16 protein-coding genes are annotated in these 15,989 nt (G+C 32.7%); 11 read left to right on the forward strand and 5 right to left on the reverse strand.

The features are described 5' to 3' along the window. Position 1: 1 nt before the first annotated feature. Entirely contained in the window at positions 2-454 is a 453-nt protein-coding gene (locus HNP35_RS00475; protein WP_184159505.1) for a hypothetical protein, read from the reverse strand. A gap of 169 nt (positions 455-623) precedes the next feature. On the opposite strand from HNP35_RS00475, the gene HNP35_RS00480 reads away from it, so the two are divergent. From HNP35_RS00480 to rpoN, 3 genes are all read left to right on the forward strand, one after another. Next, on the forward strand, positions 624-2,990 hold the full coding sequence (locus tag HNP35_RS00480; protein ID WP_184159503.1) for an efflux RND transporter permease subunit: 2,367 nt from the start codon (positions 624-626) through the stop codon (positions 2,988-2,990). 421 nt (positions 2,991-3,411) lie between these two features. Beyond that, a complete protein-coding gene (asnS, locus tag HNP35_RS00485; RefSeq protein ID WP_184159501.1) occupies positions 3,412-4,857 on the forward strand; it encodes an asparagine--tRNA ligase in 1,446 nt (481 codons plus the stop codon). 142 nt (positions 4,858-4,999) lie between these two features. Further along, a complete protein-coding gene (rpoN, locus tag HNP35_RS00490) occupies positions 5,000-6,460 on the forward strand; it encodes an RNA polymerase factor sigma-54 (protein WP_184159500.1) in 1,461 nt (486 codons plus the stop codon). 81 nt (positions 6,461-6,541) lie between these two features. Here the strand turns inward: rpoN and HNP35_RS00495 are convergent, their stop codons facing one another. From HNP35_RS00495 to HNP35_RS00510, 4 genes are all read right to left on the reverse strand, one after another. Beyond that, positions 6,542-6,949 carry a type II toxin-antitoxin system VapC family toxin gene (locus tag HNP35_RS00495; RefSeq protein ID WP_184159498.1) on the reverse strand — a complete coding sequence of 136 codons (408 nt, stop codon included), beginning with the start codon at positions 6,947-6,949 and terminating at the stop codon, positions 6,542-6,544. Between the two features lie 2 nt (positions 6,950-6,951). Further along, on the reverse strand, positions 6,952-7,206 hold the full coding sequence (locus HNP35_RS00500; RefSeq protein WP_184159496.1) for a DUF6364 family protein: 255 nt from the start codon (positions 7,204-7,206) through the stop codon (positions 6,952-6,954). A 108-nt stretch (positions 7,207-7,314) separates the two neighbouring features. Further along, positions 7,315-7,734, reverse strand: a complete 420-nt coding sequence (locus HNP35_RS00505; RefSeq protein ID WP_184159494.1) for a hypothetical protein — start codon at positions 7,732-7,734, stop codon at positions 7,315-7,317. A 34-nt stretch (positions 7,735-7,768) separates the two neighbouring features. After that, a complete protein-coding gene (locus HNP35_RS00510; protein WP_095928508.1) occupies positions 7,769-8,359 on the reverse strand; it encodes a thymidine kinase in 591 nt (196 codons plus the stop codon). 236 nt (positions 8,360-8,595) lie between these two features. Between HNP35_RS00510 and HNP35_RS00515 the strand changes: the two genes are divergently transcribed. The 8 genes from HNP35_RS00515 to HNP35_RS00550 all read left to right on the forward strand — a co-directional run bounded on the left by HNP35_RS00515 (position 8,596) and on the right by HNP35_RS00550 (position 15,875). Next, positions 8,596-9,630, forward strand: a complete 1,035-nt coding sequence (locus tag HNP35_RS00515) for a hypothetical protein (RefSeq protein ID WP_184159492.1) — start codon at positions 8,596-8,598, stop codon at positions 9,628-9,630. A 42-nt stretch (positions 9,631-9,672) separates the two neighbouring features. After that, positions 9,673-10,401: a 16S rRNA (cytidine(1402)-2'-O)-methyltransferase gene (gene rsmI / locus HNP35_RS00520; protein ID WP_184159490.1), complete on the forward strand. Its 729-nt coding sequence runs from the start codon at positions 9,673-9,675 to the stop codon at positions 10,399-10,401. A 34-nt stretch (positions 10,402-10,435) separates the two neighbouring features. Continuing rightward, the gene (locus tag HNP35_RS00525; protein WP_184159488.1) at positions 10,436-10,891 is read left to right on the forward strand and encodes a hypothetical protein; all 456 of its coding nucleotides are present in this window, start codon (positions 10,436-10,438) and stop codon (positions 10,889-10,891) included. 9 nt (positions 10,892-10,900) lie between these two features. Next, positions 10,901-11,245 carry a HopJ type III effector protein gene (locus HNP35_RS00530; protein WP_184159486.1) on the forward strand — a complete coding sequence of 115 codons (345 nt, stop codon included), beginning with the start codon at positions 10,901-10,903 and terminating at the stop codon, positions 11,243-11,245. A gap of 235 nt (positions 11,246-11,480) precedes the next feature. Beyond that, positions 11,481-13,184 (forward strand): single-stranded-DNA-specific exonuclease RecJ, encoded by a 1,704-nt coding sequence (gene recJ, locus HNP35_RS00535; RefSeq protein ID WP_184159484.1) that lies wholly within the window; start codon positions 11,481-11,483, stop codon positions 13,182-13,184. Next, on the forward strand, positions 13,171-14,454 hold the full coding sequence (locus HNP35_RS00540) for an MFS transporter (protein ID WP_184159482.1): 1,284 nt from the start codon (positions 13,171-13,173) through the stop codon (positions 14,452-14,454). The genes recJ and HNP35_RS00540 overlap by 14 nt, the downstream gene beginning before the upstream one ends. After that, positions 14,455-15,366, forward strand: coding sequence for an alpha/beta fold hydrolase (locus tag HNP35_RS00545; RefSeq protein WP_184159480.1), 912 nt, complete (start codon positions 14,455-14,457; stop codon positions 15,364-15,366). Positions 15,367-15,518: 152 nt separating this feature from the next. Then, a complete protein-coding gene (locus HNP35_RS00550) occupies positions 15,519-15,875 on the forward strand; it encodes a hypothetical protein (protein ID WP_184159478.1) in 357 nt (118 codons plus the stop codon). Positions 15,876-15,989: the final 114 nt, after the last annotated feature.

A 15,989-nucleotide genomic window follows, 5' to 3' on the forward strand; every position in this document is an offset into this window, starting at 1 on the left:
ATTATTTTATAATATCAATTGCACTTTCAAAAGATTGGTCCGTAAAATTAGCGCTTGTTTTCACATAAATTTTATTATTCGATATCCTTAAAATTTGAACCTTAAAAACATCTGTAGGTTGACCAGCATATTTAGAAGTTCCACTTATTAACTTTCTATTTCTTAATTCATAAGAACATTCGTCAAGCCAAAAAACATCATATTGAACTTTTACATTCATAAAAGTATTGGTTTCTATTTGATGTTTTTCAGTTCTTAAAATTTCTGTTTTTCCGGAAATTTCAGAATTTAACTCAAATTTACCCGTATGAACTTCTTTACAATTTATTTTTTGAGAAATTCCTTTAAATGAAAAAATAAACATCAAAAACAACAAACATCTTTTAATCATTATTATATCTATTTTTAGAATTACTTCGGAAAATTTTAAAACTAAAAACTGTTTCCTTTTCATTATAAATTCACTACAAATATGAGAAAAGCTACTGATTCTATAACAAAAACTAACAAAATTCTCACAATAGAACATCATTCAGATATGTGTTAACATTAAGTAAAATACAATCGATTATTTATGATTTCGAGCACTTTTCACTACATTTGCAACCATTTTTAAAGATTTTATGAAAAACACTATTCAAGTTGGATTTTGGGAGAAGTTGGCCCGAATTATACTTAAAAACAGAATAACAATTCTGGTAATCCTATCTGCCTTAACTATTTTCCTTGGTTATCAATGGAAAAATCTTTCTATGACTTATACTGAAGCAAATTTGCTTCCGAAAGAACATATCGCAAACAAAGAATATCAAAAATTCTTAGACAAGTTTGGAGAAGAAGGAAATCTCGTTGTAATTGGTTTTCAGGATAAAAACTTTTTCACACCTAAAAACTATGCCGCTTGGAATGAGTTAATGACAGGTTTAAAAAAATCGAAAGAAGTTGATTTAGTGGTTTCTTTAAATGATTTGAAAAAACTTGAAAAAGATACGGTTAACGAAAAATTTATTTTAACTCCATTTATAGATCAAAGCAAGGTTTTAGATCCAGCTTATTTAAAGAGCGTTCAAAACGATTTATTCCATAATTTACCTTTTTACGAAGGACTTTTATTTAATAAAGAAAGCGGAAGTGTTCGTTCTGCGATTTATATCAATAAAAAACTGGTAAATACAGCCGAAAGAAAGACCTTTATTCTTGAAAATCTGGTTCCGAAAATCAATAAATTCGAAAAAACTACCGGAATCGATCTTAAAGTTTCAGGAATGCCATACATCAGAACGATTAATGCCAACGACATGAAAGGCGAAATCGGATTGTTTATCGGCGCAGCTTTATTGACTGTTTCACTGATTTTCTTTTTCTTTTTCCGTTCGTTTCGCGCCACTTTTATTTCAATCTGTATCTTAATTGTTGGTGTAATCTGGTCTTTTGGAACATTAGGATTATTTGGCTACAAAATCACGATTTTAACAGCAATTATTCCACCCCTTATTATTGTAATCGGAATTACAAACTGTATTTTCCTGATTAACAAATATCAGCAGGAAATCAAATTGCATAACAATCAGGCAAAAGCATTGCAACGTGTTATTTCGAAAATTGGAGTTTCGACTTTGATGACGAATTTGACAACAGCAATTGGTTTTGCAACGTTTATGATTACTGGAAACGATCTTCTTTTTGAATTTGGATTAGTAACTTCAATCAACGTGATTTCTGTTTATTTATTGACACTTTTCATTGTGCCGATTATTTACAGTTTTATGGCGCTTCCAAAAGAAAAGCATTTATATCACTTGACTAAAACTTACATTTCGACACTATTGAATGTGGTCGAAAATTTAGTTAAAACAAAACGTAAATTCGTTTACATTGTTTACGGTTTACTTTTGGTTTTCAGCGTAATTGGAGTTTCTCAAATGAAAGTTTCGGGAAGTTTAATTGGTGAAATGCCAAAAAGCGCTTCTTTCTTTAAAGATATTTTATTTTACGAAAAAGAGTTTAACGGAGTTATGCCGTTGGAAATTATGATTGACACTAAAAAGAAAAAAGGTGTTATGAAAGCTTCGACTATTCGTAAAATGGATGAATTGCAAAATACAATCGCAGAAATTCCAGAATTGGCAAAACCAGTTTCAATCGTGAATTTGGTAAAATATTCGAAACAGGCTTTCTACAACGGAAATCCAGAATATTACCAATTGCCAACATCGCAAGAGCAAACTTTTATTTTAAGTTATGCTAAAAATGCGACTAAAAACAGCAAAGAAAACTTAATGAAAGCTTATGTAGATTCGACTGGACAATATGCCAGAATCACAACTTTCATGAAAGATATTGGAACAGATGAAATGGCGAAAGTAGAGAAAAAATTACATTCTAAAATCGATGAAATTTTCCCAAAAGATCGTTATGAAGTTACCGTTACCGGAAAAGCATTAGTATTCCAAAAAGGAACTTCTTACTTAGTTGACAACTTAATCGAATCTTTGATTTTTGCGATTTTAACCATTGCAGTTTTGATTTTGTATTTATTCCGTTCTTTCAAAATGGTAATGGCATCGGTAATTACAAATATTTTACCGCTTTGTATTACTTCAGGATTAATGGGTTATTTCGGAATTCCATTAAAACCGTCTACGATTTTAGTATTCAGTATCGCATTCGGAATCTCGGTTGATAACGCCATTCAGTTTATGGCAAAATACAGACATGACTTACTTCAAAGTGGCGGAAAAGTGAAGAAATCGGTTTTCAGTGCTTTAAGAGAAACTGGAATTAGTACTTTTTACACTTCTGTAGTTTTGATTTTAGGTTTTGCGACTTTTACATTATCAAGTTTTAGCGGAACAATCGCTTTAGGCGGATTAATTTCTTGTACATTGGCATTTGCAATGTTTGCGAATTTGGTAGTATTGCCTTCATTGGTTTTGACTTTTGAAAAGAAGAAAACAAGAAAAGAGGAATTGGAGAATTTGGAGAAATAAGTTTTTTACTTTCTAGAAAATCTAAGATGGAAATATTTCGATTATTCGTACCTCTAATTATAATAGGCTTTGGAATAATTTTAAAGTCTACAAATAGAGAAGATTTTAAACCTCAAAAAAAATATTGGTTATTTTTTATAATTGCAAGTGTTTTTCTATTTGCCTTTAGATTATATGATTTTTTGAAATAAAATTTTCAAAAAAGTCTGTCATTTCGACGAAGGAGAAATCTCCGCAAGTAGCTCCGCATGGTAATTCCTAACTTTGTCGAGTTTCTTACGAAGATTTCTCCTTCGTCGAAATGACAAAAAATGGAAATATTAGAAACTCTATAAAAAATTCAACTTCCCAAATTAATTATTATCGATTATATTTGCAGTTGTTCAAAACGAATATTATTTAATATCAATTATATATAAAAATGAAACACACAAAAGTTAGAGACTTATTAAACAGTACGACGACGTTACAGGAAGTGAATGCAAAAGGATGGGTGAGAACTTTTAGAAATAATCAGTTCATCGCTTTAAATGACGGTTCTACAATTAATAATATTCAATGTGTTGTTGATTTTGAAAATACACCAGAAGAGACTTTAAAAAGAATTACTACTGGAGCTGCGGTTTCTGTAATTGGAACTTTAGTTGAAAGTAAAGGTGCTGGTCAGAAATATGAAATTCAGGTTACCAAATTGGAAATCCTTGGAGATTCTGATGCAGAGAAATTCCCAATGCAACCTAAAAAACACTCTTTAGAATTTTTACGTGAAAACGCTCACTTGCGCGTACGTACAAATGCTTTTGGTGCAATTATGCGTGTGCGTTCTGTATTGTCTTATGCAGTTCACAAATATTTTCAGGACAAAGGTTTCGTTTATGTAAACACGCCAATTATCACTGGAGCTGATGCTGAAGGTGCTGGAGAAATGTTCCAAGTAACTTCTTTACCATTGGATAATCTTCCTAAAAATGAAGAAGGAAACATCGATTTCAAAAAAGATTTCTTTGGAAAACATACCAACTTAACAGTTTCTGGACAGTTAGAAGGAGAAACTTTCGCAATGGCTTTGGGTCAGATTTATACGTTTGGACCAACTTTTAGAGCAGAAAACTCAAACACTTCTCGTCACTTGGCAGAGTTTTGGATGATCGAGCCAGAAGTTGCTTTCAACAACCTTGACGACAACATGGATTTGGCTGAAGATTTTATTCAGTATGTAATTAAATACGCTTTAGACAACTGTAAAGATGATTTGAAATTCTTAGAAGGAAGACTTTTAGAAGAAGAAAAATCAAAACCGCAGGCGGAAAGAAGCGAAATGAGTTTGTTAGAGAAATTGAACTTCGTTTTAGAAAACAACTTCAAACGTGTTTCTTATACGGAGGCAATTGACATTTTAAGAGATTCAACTCCAAATAAAAAGAAAAAATTCCAATATATCATCAACGAATGGGGAGCTGATTTACAATCAGAACACGAGCGTTATTTAGTAGAAAAACACTTTAAATGTCCAGTAATTTTATTTGATTACCCAGCAAACATTAAAGCGTTTTACATGCGTTTGAACGACAACACAGAACCAGGAAGAGAAACTGTTCGCGCAATGGATATCCTTTTCCCTGGAATTGGAGAAATCGTTGGTGGTTCTGAAAGAGAAGAGCGTTACGATGTTTTGGTTGAAAAAATGAAAGCATTAGAAATTGACCAAGAAGAATTATACTGGTATTTAGACACCAGAAGATTTGGTTCTGCAACGCACGCCGGTTTTGGTTTAGGTTTTGAACGTTTGGTATTGTTTGTAACTGGAATGACAAACATTAGAGACGTAATTCCTTTCCCAAGAACTCCAGGTAGCGCGGAATTCTAATCTGAGGCTCTAAGGTACTGAGGTACTGAGGTACTAAGATTCTAAGGTTTAAAGTTTAATAATAAATAATTAAAAGCGAAATTAATTCGTCAACATAAGATACTTAGTGCCTTAGCACCTTAGTATCTTAGCACCTTTTTTTATGCTAAAGCAATTTTTAAATTTAAAATTATCTCAAAAATTATCTCCACAGCAAATTCAGCTGATGAAGTTAATTCAATTGCCTACGCAAGCTTTTGAACAGCGTTTATTAGAAGAAATGAACGAAAACCCAGCTTTGGAAGCGGGTAAAGAAGACGACTACGAAGCTGATGAATATACTAATGACGACTACGACGATTATGATGACAATGAGTCTGACAGAATCGAAGCAGACGACATTAACATTGACGAATATTTAAGCGACGACGATACGCCAGATTACAAAACTCAGGTTAATAATTACAGCGACGATGAAGAGCGCGAAACACCTTTTGCGGCTCCGATTAGTTTCCATCAGGATTTAATCAATCAATTGAATACTTTTATTTTGAACGATGAAGAGCGTGAAATCGCTGAATTCCTTGTTGGAAGTATTGATGATATGGGTTACATCCGCAGAAGCATTCCGGATATTGTAGACGACATGGCTTTTACGCAGGGAATTTATACTGATGAAGCAATGGTCGAAAAAATGATGACCGTGATTCACGAACTAGAGCCTTCGGGAGTTGGCGCACGCGATTTACAAGAATGTTTATTGCTTCAATTAAAACATAAAACTCCAACTGAATATGTTGATTTAGCTATTGACATTATCGAAAATCAGTTTGATGCTTTTACGAAGAAACATTACGACAAGCTTCTACAGAAATACAGTATTTCTAATGAACAGCTTAAAAAAGCGATTCACGAAATTGAAAGACTAAACCCAAAACCGGGCGGATCTTTCACAGGAAATAATAAAGTTACCGAAAATGTAGTTCCAGATTTTGCCATCAGAATTGTAGACGGAGAATTAGAACTGACTTTAAACGGAAGAAATGCTCCTTCTCTGCACGTTTCAAAAGATTATCAAGAAATGATGCAGACATACAAAGAATCTCGTGATAAATCGACTGCACAAAAAGATGCCGTTCAGTTTATCAAACAAAAATTAGATTCGGCTAAATGGTTTATCGATGCGATCAGACAGCGTCAGGAAACGCTTTTTGTAACCATGAATGCGATTATGCATTATCAGGAAGAATATTTCTTAGATGGTGACGAAACCAAACTAAAACCAATGATCTTAAAAGACATTGCAGATATGGTTGGTTTGGATATTTCGACCATTTCGCGTGTAGCAAACAGCAAATATGTTGAAACTCCATACGGAACCAAATTGATCAAAGAATTTTTCTCAGAAGCGATGAAAAACGACCAAGGTGAAGATGTTTCGACTTTAGAAATCAAAAAAATTCTTCAAAATACTATTGAAGAAGAAGACAAAAGAAAACCGCTTCCAGACGATCAATTGGCAGAAATCTTAAAAGAAAAAGGTTATCCAATTGCTAGAAGAACAATCGCAAAATATCGTGAACAATTAGATATTCCGGTAGCGAGAATGAGAAAAAAGATTTAGATTTTCTTCGAACCATATAAGAAATGTAAGCTCATTTAAAGCAGCAAACCCGACAGGTTTTGAAATCTGTCGGGTTTGTTTTTATATTGTTGCTAAAAATTCTGCAGGTGTCATAACAACAATCTCAGAATTTTTAAAATCCTTTTTATTTCTGGTTATTATTATTTCGCTTTTATGATGCACAGCACTAAAATATTGTACCGCATCTTCAAAATCATTAAAATTAGAAATCAAACTTTTATCAATAACAATTTCATCAATATTAGAAACTTCACAAATAATTCTGAACTTTTTTAGAGCATCTAAAACTATCTTTTCGTCTACATTTCTGGAAACTACATAAACCGTATTTACAAAAGACAAAGAAGATGTTGCCAATTTAACCTTTTTATTTTCTGCTAAAGAAGCAATTATTGCAATGTCATTATAAAAAGGTTCTCTTTTATCAATTAAGTCAATTAGGACATTTGTATCTAAAAATAAATTCATTATTATTTATATTTTTCAGATAAATAATTTTGACGATCTTTTTTATAATCAAAATCCTCCGGAGTTTCTCCTTTCCCTACTGACAGACCTTTCACAAAAGAACTAATTTCTCTGTTCTCTTCAAATTTATCTTTTTCAATAATTGTTTTCAAATAATTTTCAATCAAAAGCGACAAACTATGCTTATGTCCTGCAGCATAAATTTTAGCTTTTTCAATTACATCTTTATCTAATTTGAGTGTCAATTTTGCATCCATAACCTAACACATTTAATACGTACAAATATAATATATTTATCCGTACAAATAATAAACCCGACAAATTTTAAAAATCCGTCGGGTTTATCAACATATAAACTTAATTTTTTATTTATACTGATCTGGCAATATTTTCACATCAAATAAAAACACTTTCTTTTTATCAGAATAATGATAAATCAAAGTATAATCATTATCTCTAAAAACTTGAAGCCCTGGATTTGCTTTTGCAGTGCTAACCAAACTTTTTTCAATTTCTTCTTTTATAACATTTACTTCAGCCGTTTCTTTTGCCACATTCAATAATGTCAAATTGTATTGAACTGTTTTTTCTTCATGTAAACTTACACTATCTAAGCGCATGCCTTCCTGAATATTTAGTGGACAGCTTTTATTATATTTTGCTACCAATTCAGTTATTTCTGTATTCACTTCTTGTTCTTTTTCAGTAAGGAAAAATTGAAAATAAACAGCCGCAGCAATTGCAGCGACAACGATAATCAACAATAAAATATTCGATTTTCTCATGTTTTATGTACTTAACAAAGTTTCAATCGAGAAGTTATTTCTCCTGATTTTTTTTCATGGCATTAAAATACGCCGCACGGCTAAGTGGCTCGTATTCTTCGGTTTCGCCAAGCATTACTAATTTATCATTAGCGGTTTTTCTAAAGCTGTAATTTGCTAAATTTCCTGTTCGAGTACAAACAGCATGAACTTTAGTTACATATTCGGCAGTTGCCATAAGTCCAGGCATCGGTCCAAATGGGTTTCCTTTAAAATCCATATCCAAACCAGCAACAATTACACGAATTCCTTGATTTGCGAGATCATTACAAACGGTAATAATTTCATCATCAAAAAACTGTGCTTCATCAATACCAATCACATCGCAGCCTTGCGCTAAAATTAAAATATTAGCTGCTGCTGGAACTGGCGTAGAACGAATTTCGTTGGCATCGTGAGAAACCACCATTTCGTCATGATAACGGGTATCAATAGCTGGTTTAAAGATTTCAACTCTTTGTTTGGCAAATTGAGCACGTTTTAATCTGCGAATCAGCTCTTCGGTTTTACCCGAAAACATTGATCCACAAATAACTTCAATCCACCCAAATTGTTCTTTGTGATTTACTGTATTTTCGAGAAACATTTTGTATTTTTCTGCCTTTAAAAATGAATAGTTTTTATTACTTTGTACTGGTAATAAATCGACGTAAAAATGTGTTGTTTTACATTTTTTCAAAAGTAGAAAATTTTTATCAAATCAAATATTAGCGAAAGCTTATTAACAGAAATAAAAAATTATCTTTTGAATTTTCCTTGAGAATAGAGACATTCAGACGTTAAATACCCTAAAATACCTTATTCACTATAATTTCAACAGTTATGAAAAAAAAATTGGAAGCCGATTTAATCAGCATTGCACATCGAATTTTAAAACTTAAGAACAAGTCCGATATCAATCAATTATACCTAGAAACTCAGAAATTATACGAGAAATTAGCGGTATTAAAATTTGTAGAAGAGAATTTTGATGCTGCAAAACCAACAATCGGGCAAAACGATATTGCTTCAGAATTGGAAATGATTTTTGATAAAGAAGAAGAAACTATTCCAACTTTATTAGAAAATGAAGCTCCAATTGCAGAAACAGTAATTGCGCTTGAAGAAACTTATGAACCTGAAATTTCAGAAGAAAGTCCAGCAGAAGTTGTTGAAGCTGCCGAACCAATTACTGAAATTGCAGAACCTGTAATCGAAGAAACGACTGAACCAATTGTTGCCGAAATTATTGAACCAGAAGCTGAAAAAGAAATTGAGCAAATTGAAGAATCGAAAAATAAAATCGACGAACTTTCTTTTACAACTGTAAATGATTTGAAACCGATTCCAGATTTCAAACCTGCTTTTGAATTAGAAACAGAAGAAATTAAGGACGAAGTTAAAGAAGAGCCAAAAGCTAAAACGGCTCCAATTCCGACCATTTTGTTTGAAGATTTTGGTGTAAATTATGCCGATGCACAATTTGTAAAAGTAGATAGTTTTGAAGCTATTCCTCCTGCTAAAACTCCTTCAATAAACGATTTTAAAGAAGAAAAAAAGGAAGAGAAAATTGAAGCAAAAAAAGTTGAAACTGCTATTCTTGAAACTCCTGCACAATCAAAACCAGTTAGTTTGAATGAAAAACTGGCAAGAGGTTTTCATATTGATTTGAATGATAGAATTGCTTTTACGAAAAACCTTTTTGGAAACAGCACCGAAGATTACAGTCGAGTTTTAAACCAGCTTTTAACTTTTGATTCTTATGCTGAAGCGCAAGAATTTATAGAAAACATGGTGAAACCAGATTACAATAATTGGGAAGGAAAAGACGATTACGCAGAACGTTTTCTTGGAATTATCGAGAAAAAATTCGCTTAACAATTTCGCATCTCACATTTTACATTTCACGAATAAAGAATTATGTCCAAATTATATATCGTTCCAACGCCAATTGGCAATCTTGAAGACATGACTTTTAGAGCCATTCGGGTTTTGAAAGAGGTCGATTTGATTTTGGCGGAAGATACCCGCACAAGCGGAAAATTATTGAAGCATTTTGAAATTGGCACGCACATGCACAGCCATCATATGCACAATGAACACAAAACCACCGAAAATTTAATTGCACGTTTGAAAGCCGGCGAAACCATCGCTTTAATTTCAGACGCTGGAACTCCAGCAATTTCAGATCCTGGATTTCTTTTAACTCGCGCTTGCGTCGAAAATAAAATTGAAGTAGAATGTCTTCCGGGCGCTACAGCTTTTGTTCCTGCTTTAGTAAACAGTGGACTCCCAAATGATAAATTTGTTTTTGAAGGTTTTCTTCCTGATAAAAAAGGGCGTCAAACTCGATTTTTGGCTTTAGCCGAAGAAACCCGAACGATGATTTTATATGTTTCTCCACACAAATTAGTGAAAACTTTAGCCGAATTTGTGCAATATTTTGGAGAAGACAGACAAGTTTGCGTTTCGAGAGAATTATCAAAAATGCATGAAGAAAATGTACGCGGAACAGCAAAAGAAGTTTTAGCACATTTTGAAAAAACAGCTCCACGCGGCGAAATCGTCGTTGTCGTTGCGGGAAAAACAATAACAAAAGAACCTAAGAAAAGTAAGTTTTCTAAGGATGAAGAAAAAGAAGAAGAATAAAACCTATTTACAATCCAGAAAGTTCTCTTGTTTAATGAAAAAAGCAATCTTTATAATTATCTGTTTTACATTGTTAAGCTGTAACAATTCAAATCATAGTTCAAACAAAGAAAAAGCTTTATTGGATAAAATTTCACAACTTGAAAATGAAAATAAAAAATTAAAAGATTCATTATCAAAAAATGAACGCGATTTTATAAATTCTCAAATGTTAATTGGAGTTCCTGATGTCGAATCTTTTAAAGTGGGGAAAAAAAATAATATCACCTTCTTATTTTACACATTAGATAAAAAATTACCTCAATATGAAATTTATAAGGTTGAAAATAAGAAAGAAATTAAAATAGGTGAAAACAATCAAACAAAATTTAATTACGAGTTTATTCCAAAGTCAATAGATGATAGCAAATTGCATATATTAGTAAAAATACCATATGAAGGAAAAGTTACAACTATGCAAAATTCAATATCACTTAATGTAAAAAAATAAAATACAATCATGAGCATTCAAGCCTTTTTAGAAAAAGTAAAACAAACTCCAACTCAAATCACATTTCCTGAAACTATTGCCGTAATTGAAGAAAATTACAACTTTACACCAACCGCTTTTCAAAACGGAACACAGCATAATGCTGCCGGAGAAAATTCTGGTTCTTGTAAATTATTTTCTTTCGCAAAATTGCAAAACTTAAGCAAAGAAGAAACTTTAGCTTGTTTCGGAGCTTTTTATTTCGAAGAAGTTTTAGGCGATCTAAACGGAACAAATCACCAAAACATTAGAAATTTCATCAACTTAGGCTGGGACGGAATTCAGTTTGAAGGAAATGCTTTAGAAGCAAAATAATTCTGCGTAAAAAAATAAACACATAGAAACATAGTTTTTTGTTTGTGAATAAAAGAAAACAAAAAGAAACTAGTTTCTAACACATAGAAAAACTATGTGCATTTATGCAAGAGAAACGCCTTTTTAGAGTTTCTGATAATCTATGATTCTATGTGTTTAAAAAAATATCCATCAAGATTAAACGTTTTTCGATTTCTTAAATCTAAAATCAATAATCTAAAATCTAAAATCATCCATGCGTTGGACATTAAAACCAAAACCTTCTGAAGATAAAATCAAACATTTAGCGCAGGCCTTAAATGTAGAAGATTTTGTAGCAACACTTTTGATTCAGCGTGGCATTGAAACTTTTGAAGACGCAAAAAACTTTTTTCGCCCTTCTCTAGAACATCTTCACGATCCATATTTAATGAAAGATATGGACAAAGCAGTTGCGAGAATTGAGCAGGCAATTGAAAATCATGAAAATATTTTGGTTTTCGGAGATTACGATGTTGACGGAACAACAGCGGTTTCTTTGGTTTCGTCTTATTTAAAAGCACATTATCCGAATATTGCCACTTATATTCCAGATCGTTATGACGAAGGATATGGCGTTTCTTATAAAGGAATTGACTACGCAGACGACAACGGAATTTCTTTAATAATTGCTCTCGACTGCGGTATCAAATCAATTGATCATATTGCTTACGCGAAAGCTAAAAACATTGATTTTATTGTTTGTGACCACCACAGACCAGGAGAATTTCTTCCTGATGCTGTTGCTGTTTTAGATCCAAAAAGAGAAGACTGCTCCTATCCTTATGATGAATTGTGCGGTTGCGGAGTTGGTTTTAAATTGATTCAGGCTTTAGGTCAAAACCGAAATGAAACTATAGAAGATTTAGTTCCCTATCTAGATTTAGTTGCAACAGCAATTGCAGCCGATATTGTGCCGATTACGGGAGAAAATCGAGTTTTGGCTTATTTTGGTTTAAAAGTGATCAATAGCGAACCAAGACCCGGAATTAAAGCTTTGGTGCATCAAGTAAAAAAGAAAGTTCTAGATATTACCGATGTTGTTTTTATCATTTCTCCGCGAATTAATGCTGCAGGAAGAATCAAACACGGAAATCATGCTGTCGAATTATTGACAGAATTTGATTTGGAACAAGCACAGCAATTTGCTTCAGAAATTGAACAATACAACGCCGATAGAAAAGATTTAGATAAAAAAATTACCAAAGAAGCTTTTCAGCAAATTGTAGAAAATAATGAAGAAGAGCGTTTTTCAACAGTTGTTTTTCAAGAAGACTGGCACAAAGGTGTTATCGGAATTGTAGCTTCAAGATTAATTGAAACGTATTATCGTCCAACTTTAGTTTTTACTAAAAGCGGAGATAAATATGCCGCTTCTGCTCGCTCTGTAAAAGGATTTGATGTTTATAATGCGCTTGATGCGTGTTCCGAACATTTGGAACAATTTGGAGGTCATATGTACGCCGCAGGAATGACATTAAAAGCAGAAAATTATAAAGTTTTCAAAGATGCTTTTGAAAAACAGGTTTCAGAAACCATTTTACCAGAAATGCTTACTCCAGAAATTGAGATCGATGCCGAAATTAATTTCTCTGATATAACCCCAAAACTCATTCGAATTTTAAAACAATTCGAACCTTTCGGTCCTCAGAATATGACGCCTGTTTTTATGACTGAAAATGCGGTCGATACTGGTTATGCTAAAACTTTGGGTGCAGAAGAAGAACATTTAAGGCTTTTTGCCAAACAAAACAACTCAGACGGAATTGCTGCAATTGGTTTCGGATTAGGAAAAAAATTAAATATTGTAAAAAATCAGAATCCGTTTCAACTGGCGTATTGCATTGCAGAAAACGAATGGAACGGAACTGTTTCAACACAGCTTATGCTGAAAGACATTAGAACAAATGGAAGAGATTAAATCGAACAAACCTGATCCGTATCAGGCATTACGTTACAGAGAATTTAACGTGTTTTTATTATTGCGTTTTGCAATGGTTTTTGCTTGGTCAATGCAATTTATTGTTATTGAATGGGAAGTTTACAGCTTAACCAAAAATCCACTTTCATTAGGAATTATCGGTTTAATGGAAATTATTCCTGCCGTTTCAATGTCTTTGTTTGCAGGACATATCGTAGATCAAAGAGAAAAGAAAAGCTTATTAGTAAAATGTATTTTAGGATTTTCAGTAATCAGTTTTGGACTTTTCTTATTGACTTGGCCAAAAGTAGTTGGTGGTTGGTCTACGCATCTTATTTTGTATTCGATTTACGCTTTAGTATTTTTTGGCGGAATCGTCCGTTCTTTTATGGGACCAACTATTTTCTCGCTTTTATCTTTGATCATTCCTAAAAAAGTATATCCAAATGCTGCAACTTGGAGCAGTTCTGTTTGGCAGATTGGAGCTGTTATGGGACCTGCACTAGCTGGATTTTCAATTAACTGGATTGGCGTTCATTGGTCAATGTGTCTGGTTTTCGGATTCTCAATTCTTTCGTTAATTGCTTTATCGCAAATCAGTGCTAAACCAATCATAAATCCGAAAATGGGAGAATCTATAAAAGATAGTCTTATGGAAGGTTTAACTTTTGTATTTAAAAACAAAATTGTTCTTGGTGCATTATCACTTGATATGATAGCGGTACTTTTTGGAGGAGCTGTTGCATTACTGCCAGTTTTTGCACAAGATATCTTAAAAGTCGGTTCAGAAGGTTTTGGAATTCTAAGAGCCGCTCCTGCTGTGGGTGCATTTATTACAATGCTAGTTTCAGCTTACGTACCTTTATATGAAAATGCAGGAAAGAAACTCTTAATTGCCATTTTTGTTTTTGGATTATCGATTATCTTATTTGGACTTTCAACTTATTTCTGGCTTTCTGTTTTCGCTTTATTTTTAAGCGGATTGGCTGACGGAATTTCAGTCGTAATTCGCCAAACTATTTTACAGCTTAAAACTCCCGATCATATGCGTGGACGTGTTGGTGCTGTAAATTCGATTTTTGTTGGTTCTTCTAACGAATTAGGTGCTTTTGAAAGCGGTGCAACTGCTAAATTAATGGGAGCTGTAACTTCGGTTGTTTTTGGCGGAAGTGTTACGCTTTTGACCGTAGTTTTCACCGCATTGAAATCTCCGACCTTTAGGAATTTAGATCTGAAAAGAGATATGGACGAGCATCAGAAACTGGAGTAAATGAAATCACTTTTTCTTTATTTATTTTTTATATCTGTTTTTGCAAACGGACAAAACCTTTATATCAAAACTTACGGAAACGAGAAGAATAAACCTGTAATTTTCATTCACGGCGGTCCAAGCGGAAATGCTACTTTATTTGAAGGAACAACAGCTCAAAAACTAGCCAATCAAGGCTTTTATGTTATTGCTTACGACCGAAGAGGCGAAGGAAGATCTGCAGATCCTGATGCAAAATTTACTTTTGAAGAAGCTTCTCAGGATCTAAATTCGATTTATAAAAAGTATCATCTAAAGAAAGCAATTATATTGGGTCATAGCTTTGGCGGTTTGGTTGCGACATTTTATACCAACAAATATCCGCAAAATGTAAGCGCTTTGGTTTTAGCGGGAGCTTTATTTTCTCAACAGGAAACGTATGATCATATTTTAAATACGCTAAAGAAAAAGTACCATGACGATTCTGAACAATTGAAGAAAATTGATATCGTTGAAAATCTAAATAAAAATTCTGCCGAATACAGAAAAGGATGTTACGAACTTGCAGGAGAAAATAGCTTTTTTAAAATGCCAAATCCAACTGCAGAATCTAAAAAACTATACGCCGATTACGAAGCTGGGGAATTTTTTAAAACGAATATTCGAAATAAAAATGCGCCTTTAGTTTTTTATCGAAACGAAAAACTAAACAACATTGACAGCAGACCTTTTTTAAAAAAAATCAAAACTGCTGGTGTTCCAATTTATGGAATTTACGGAAAAGACGATGGCATATTTTCATCAGCCCAAATTAATTCTCTTAAGGCAATAACTGGCGAAAAACGTTTTGCTTTTCTAGACAATTGTTCTCATTATTTATTTGTTGATCAGCAGGCAATATTTCTTTCCAACCTAAAAAATTGGCTGAAATAACAATCGAATTTTATAAAAAAGCAAGTTCACTAAAACCTACATAAATAGCTAAAAATCAAAATACTAATAACGATTTTTAGCTTTTTTTTATGCTTTTCTTAATCAAGTATTAGTAGAAAGAGTTCGTATCTTTGTAGCCTAAAAAAATTGCCATGAAAGATATCGAACAGATATACCGAAACGATTTTGGAATTTCATTTTATTGGAAAGAAGGCAACGAAGTAATATCAGATAAAATTCAACTGCTTTTTAAACAAATGGGATTTTACTTTTCAGTTCAAGAATTAAATGAATTTCACGATTTAATTGAAGAATGCGCAACAGACCATAACGATTATGATACACGTGGTGTAAAACGCGTCTTCGATAAATTTTTATTGAAAACACCTTATGTTGCGATAGATTTAGAAATATCACCAATAGAATTACACTCTATAAAAGACTTGGTTGAAGGTTCTTTATTTCGACTTAATCTCAATGAATATATTCATGGTGCCGGCATGAATTAAAATTTTCTTCTGCTGTAATAATTTATAAATAGCAGTAAAATTCATTTCCTAAAATGTTAAAAATTGGATAAAATAGATTTCTGATTTAATCTTATTTCATTTCTTTATTTAAAA

The organism is Flavobacterium notoginsengisoli (assembly GCF_014207905.1).
GTDB lineage: Bacteria > Bacteroidota > Bacteroidia > Flavobacteriales > Flavobacteriaceae > Flavobacterium > Flavobacterium notoginsengisoli_A.

What these genes read in the sequence shown, in the direction of transcription:
- HNP35_RS00475 (WP_184159505.1), bottom strand. Translation starts at nt 454, where the DNA reads ATGAAAAGGAAACAGTTTTTAGTTTTAAAATTTTCCGAAGTAATTCTA.
- HNP35_RS00480 (WP_184159503.1), top strand. Translation starts at nt 624, where the DNA reads ATGAAAAACACTATTCAAGTTGGATTTTGGGAGAAGTTGGCCCGAATT.
- asnS (WP_184159501.1), top strand. Translation starts at nt 3,412, where the DNA reads ATGAAACACACAAAAGTTAGAGACTTATTAAACAGTACGACGACGTTA.
- rpoN (WP_184159500.1), top strand. Translation starts at nt 5,000, where the DNA reads ATGCTAAAGCAATTTTTAAATTTAAAATTATCTCAAAAATTATCTCCA.
- HNP35_RS00495 (WP_184159498.1), bottom strand. Translation starts at nt 6,949, where the DNA reads ATGAATTTATTTTTAGATACAAATGTCCTAATTGACTTAATTGATAAA.
- HNP35_RS00500 (WP_184159496.1), bottom strand. Translation starts at nt 7,206, where the DNA reads ATGGATGCAAAATTGACACTCAAATTAGATAAAGATGTAATTGAAAAA.
- HNP35_RS00505 (WP_184159494.1), bottom strand. Translation starts at nt 7,734, where the DNA reads ATGAGAAAATCGAATATTTTATTGTTGATTATCGTTGTCGCTGCAATT.
- HNP35_RS00510 (WP_095928508.1), bottom strand. Translation starts at nt 8,359, where the DNA reads ATGTTTCTCGAAAATACAGTAAATCACAAAGAACAATTTGGGTGGATT.
- HNP35_RS00515 (WP_184159492.1), top strand. Translation starts at nt 8,596, where the DNA reads ATGAAAAAAAAATTGGAAGCCGATTTAATCAGCATTGCACATCGAATT.
- rsmI (WP_184159490.1), top strand. Translation starts at nt 9,673, where the DNA reads ATGTCCAAATTATATATCGTTCCAACGCCAATTGGCAATCTTGAAGAC.
- HNP35_RS00525 (WP_184159488.1), top strand. Translation starts at nt 10,436, where the DNA reads ATGAAAAAAGCAATCTTTATAATTATCTGTTTTACATTGTTAAGCTGT.
- HNP35_RS00530 (WP_184159486.1), top strand. Translation starts at nt 10,901, where the DNA reads ATGAGCATTCAAGCCTTTTTAGAAAAAGTAAAACAAACTCCAACTCAA.
- recJ (WP_184159484.1), top strand. Translation starts at nt 11,481, where the DNA reads ATGCGTTGGACATTAAAACCAAAACCTTCTGAAGATAAAATCAAACAT.
- HNP35_RS00540 (WP_184159482.1), top strand. Translation starts at nt 13,171, where the DNA reads ATGGAAGAGATTAAATCGAACAAACCTGATCCGTATCAGGCATTACGT.
- HNP35_RS00545 (WP_184159480.1), top strand. Translation starts at nt 14,455, where the DNA reads ATGAAATCACTTTTTCTTTATTTATTTTTTATATCTGTTTTTGCAAAC.
- HNP35_RS00550 (WP_184159478.1), top strand. Translation starts at nt 15,519, where the DNA reads ATGAAAGATATCGAACAGATATACCGAAACGATTTTGGAATTTCATTT.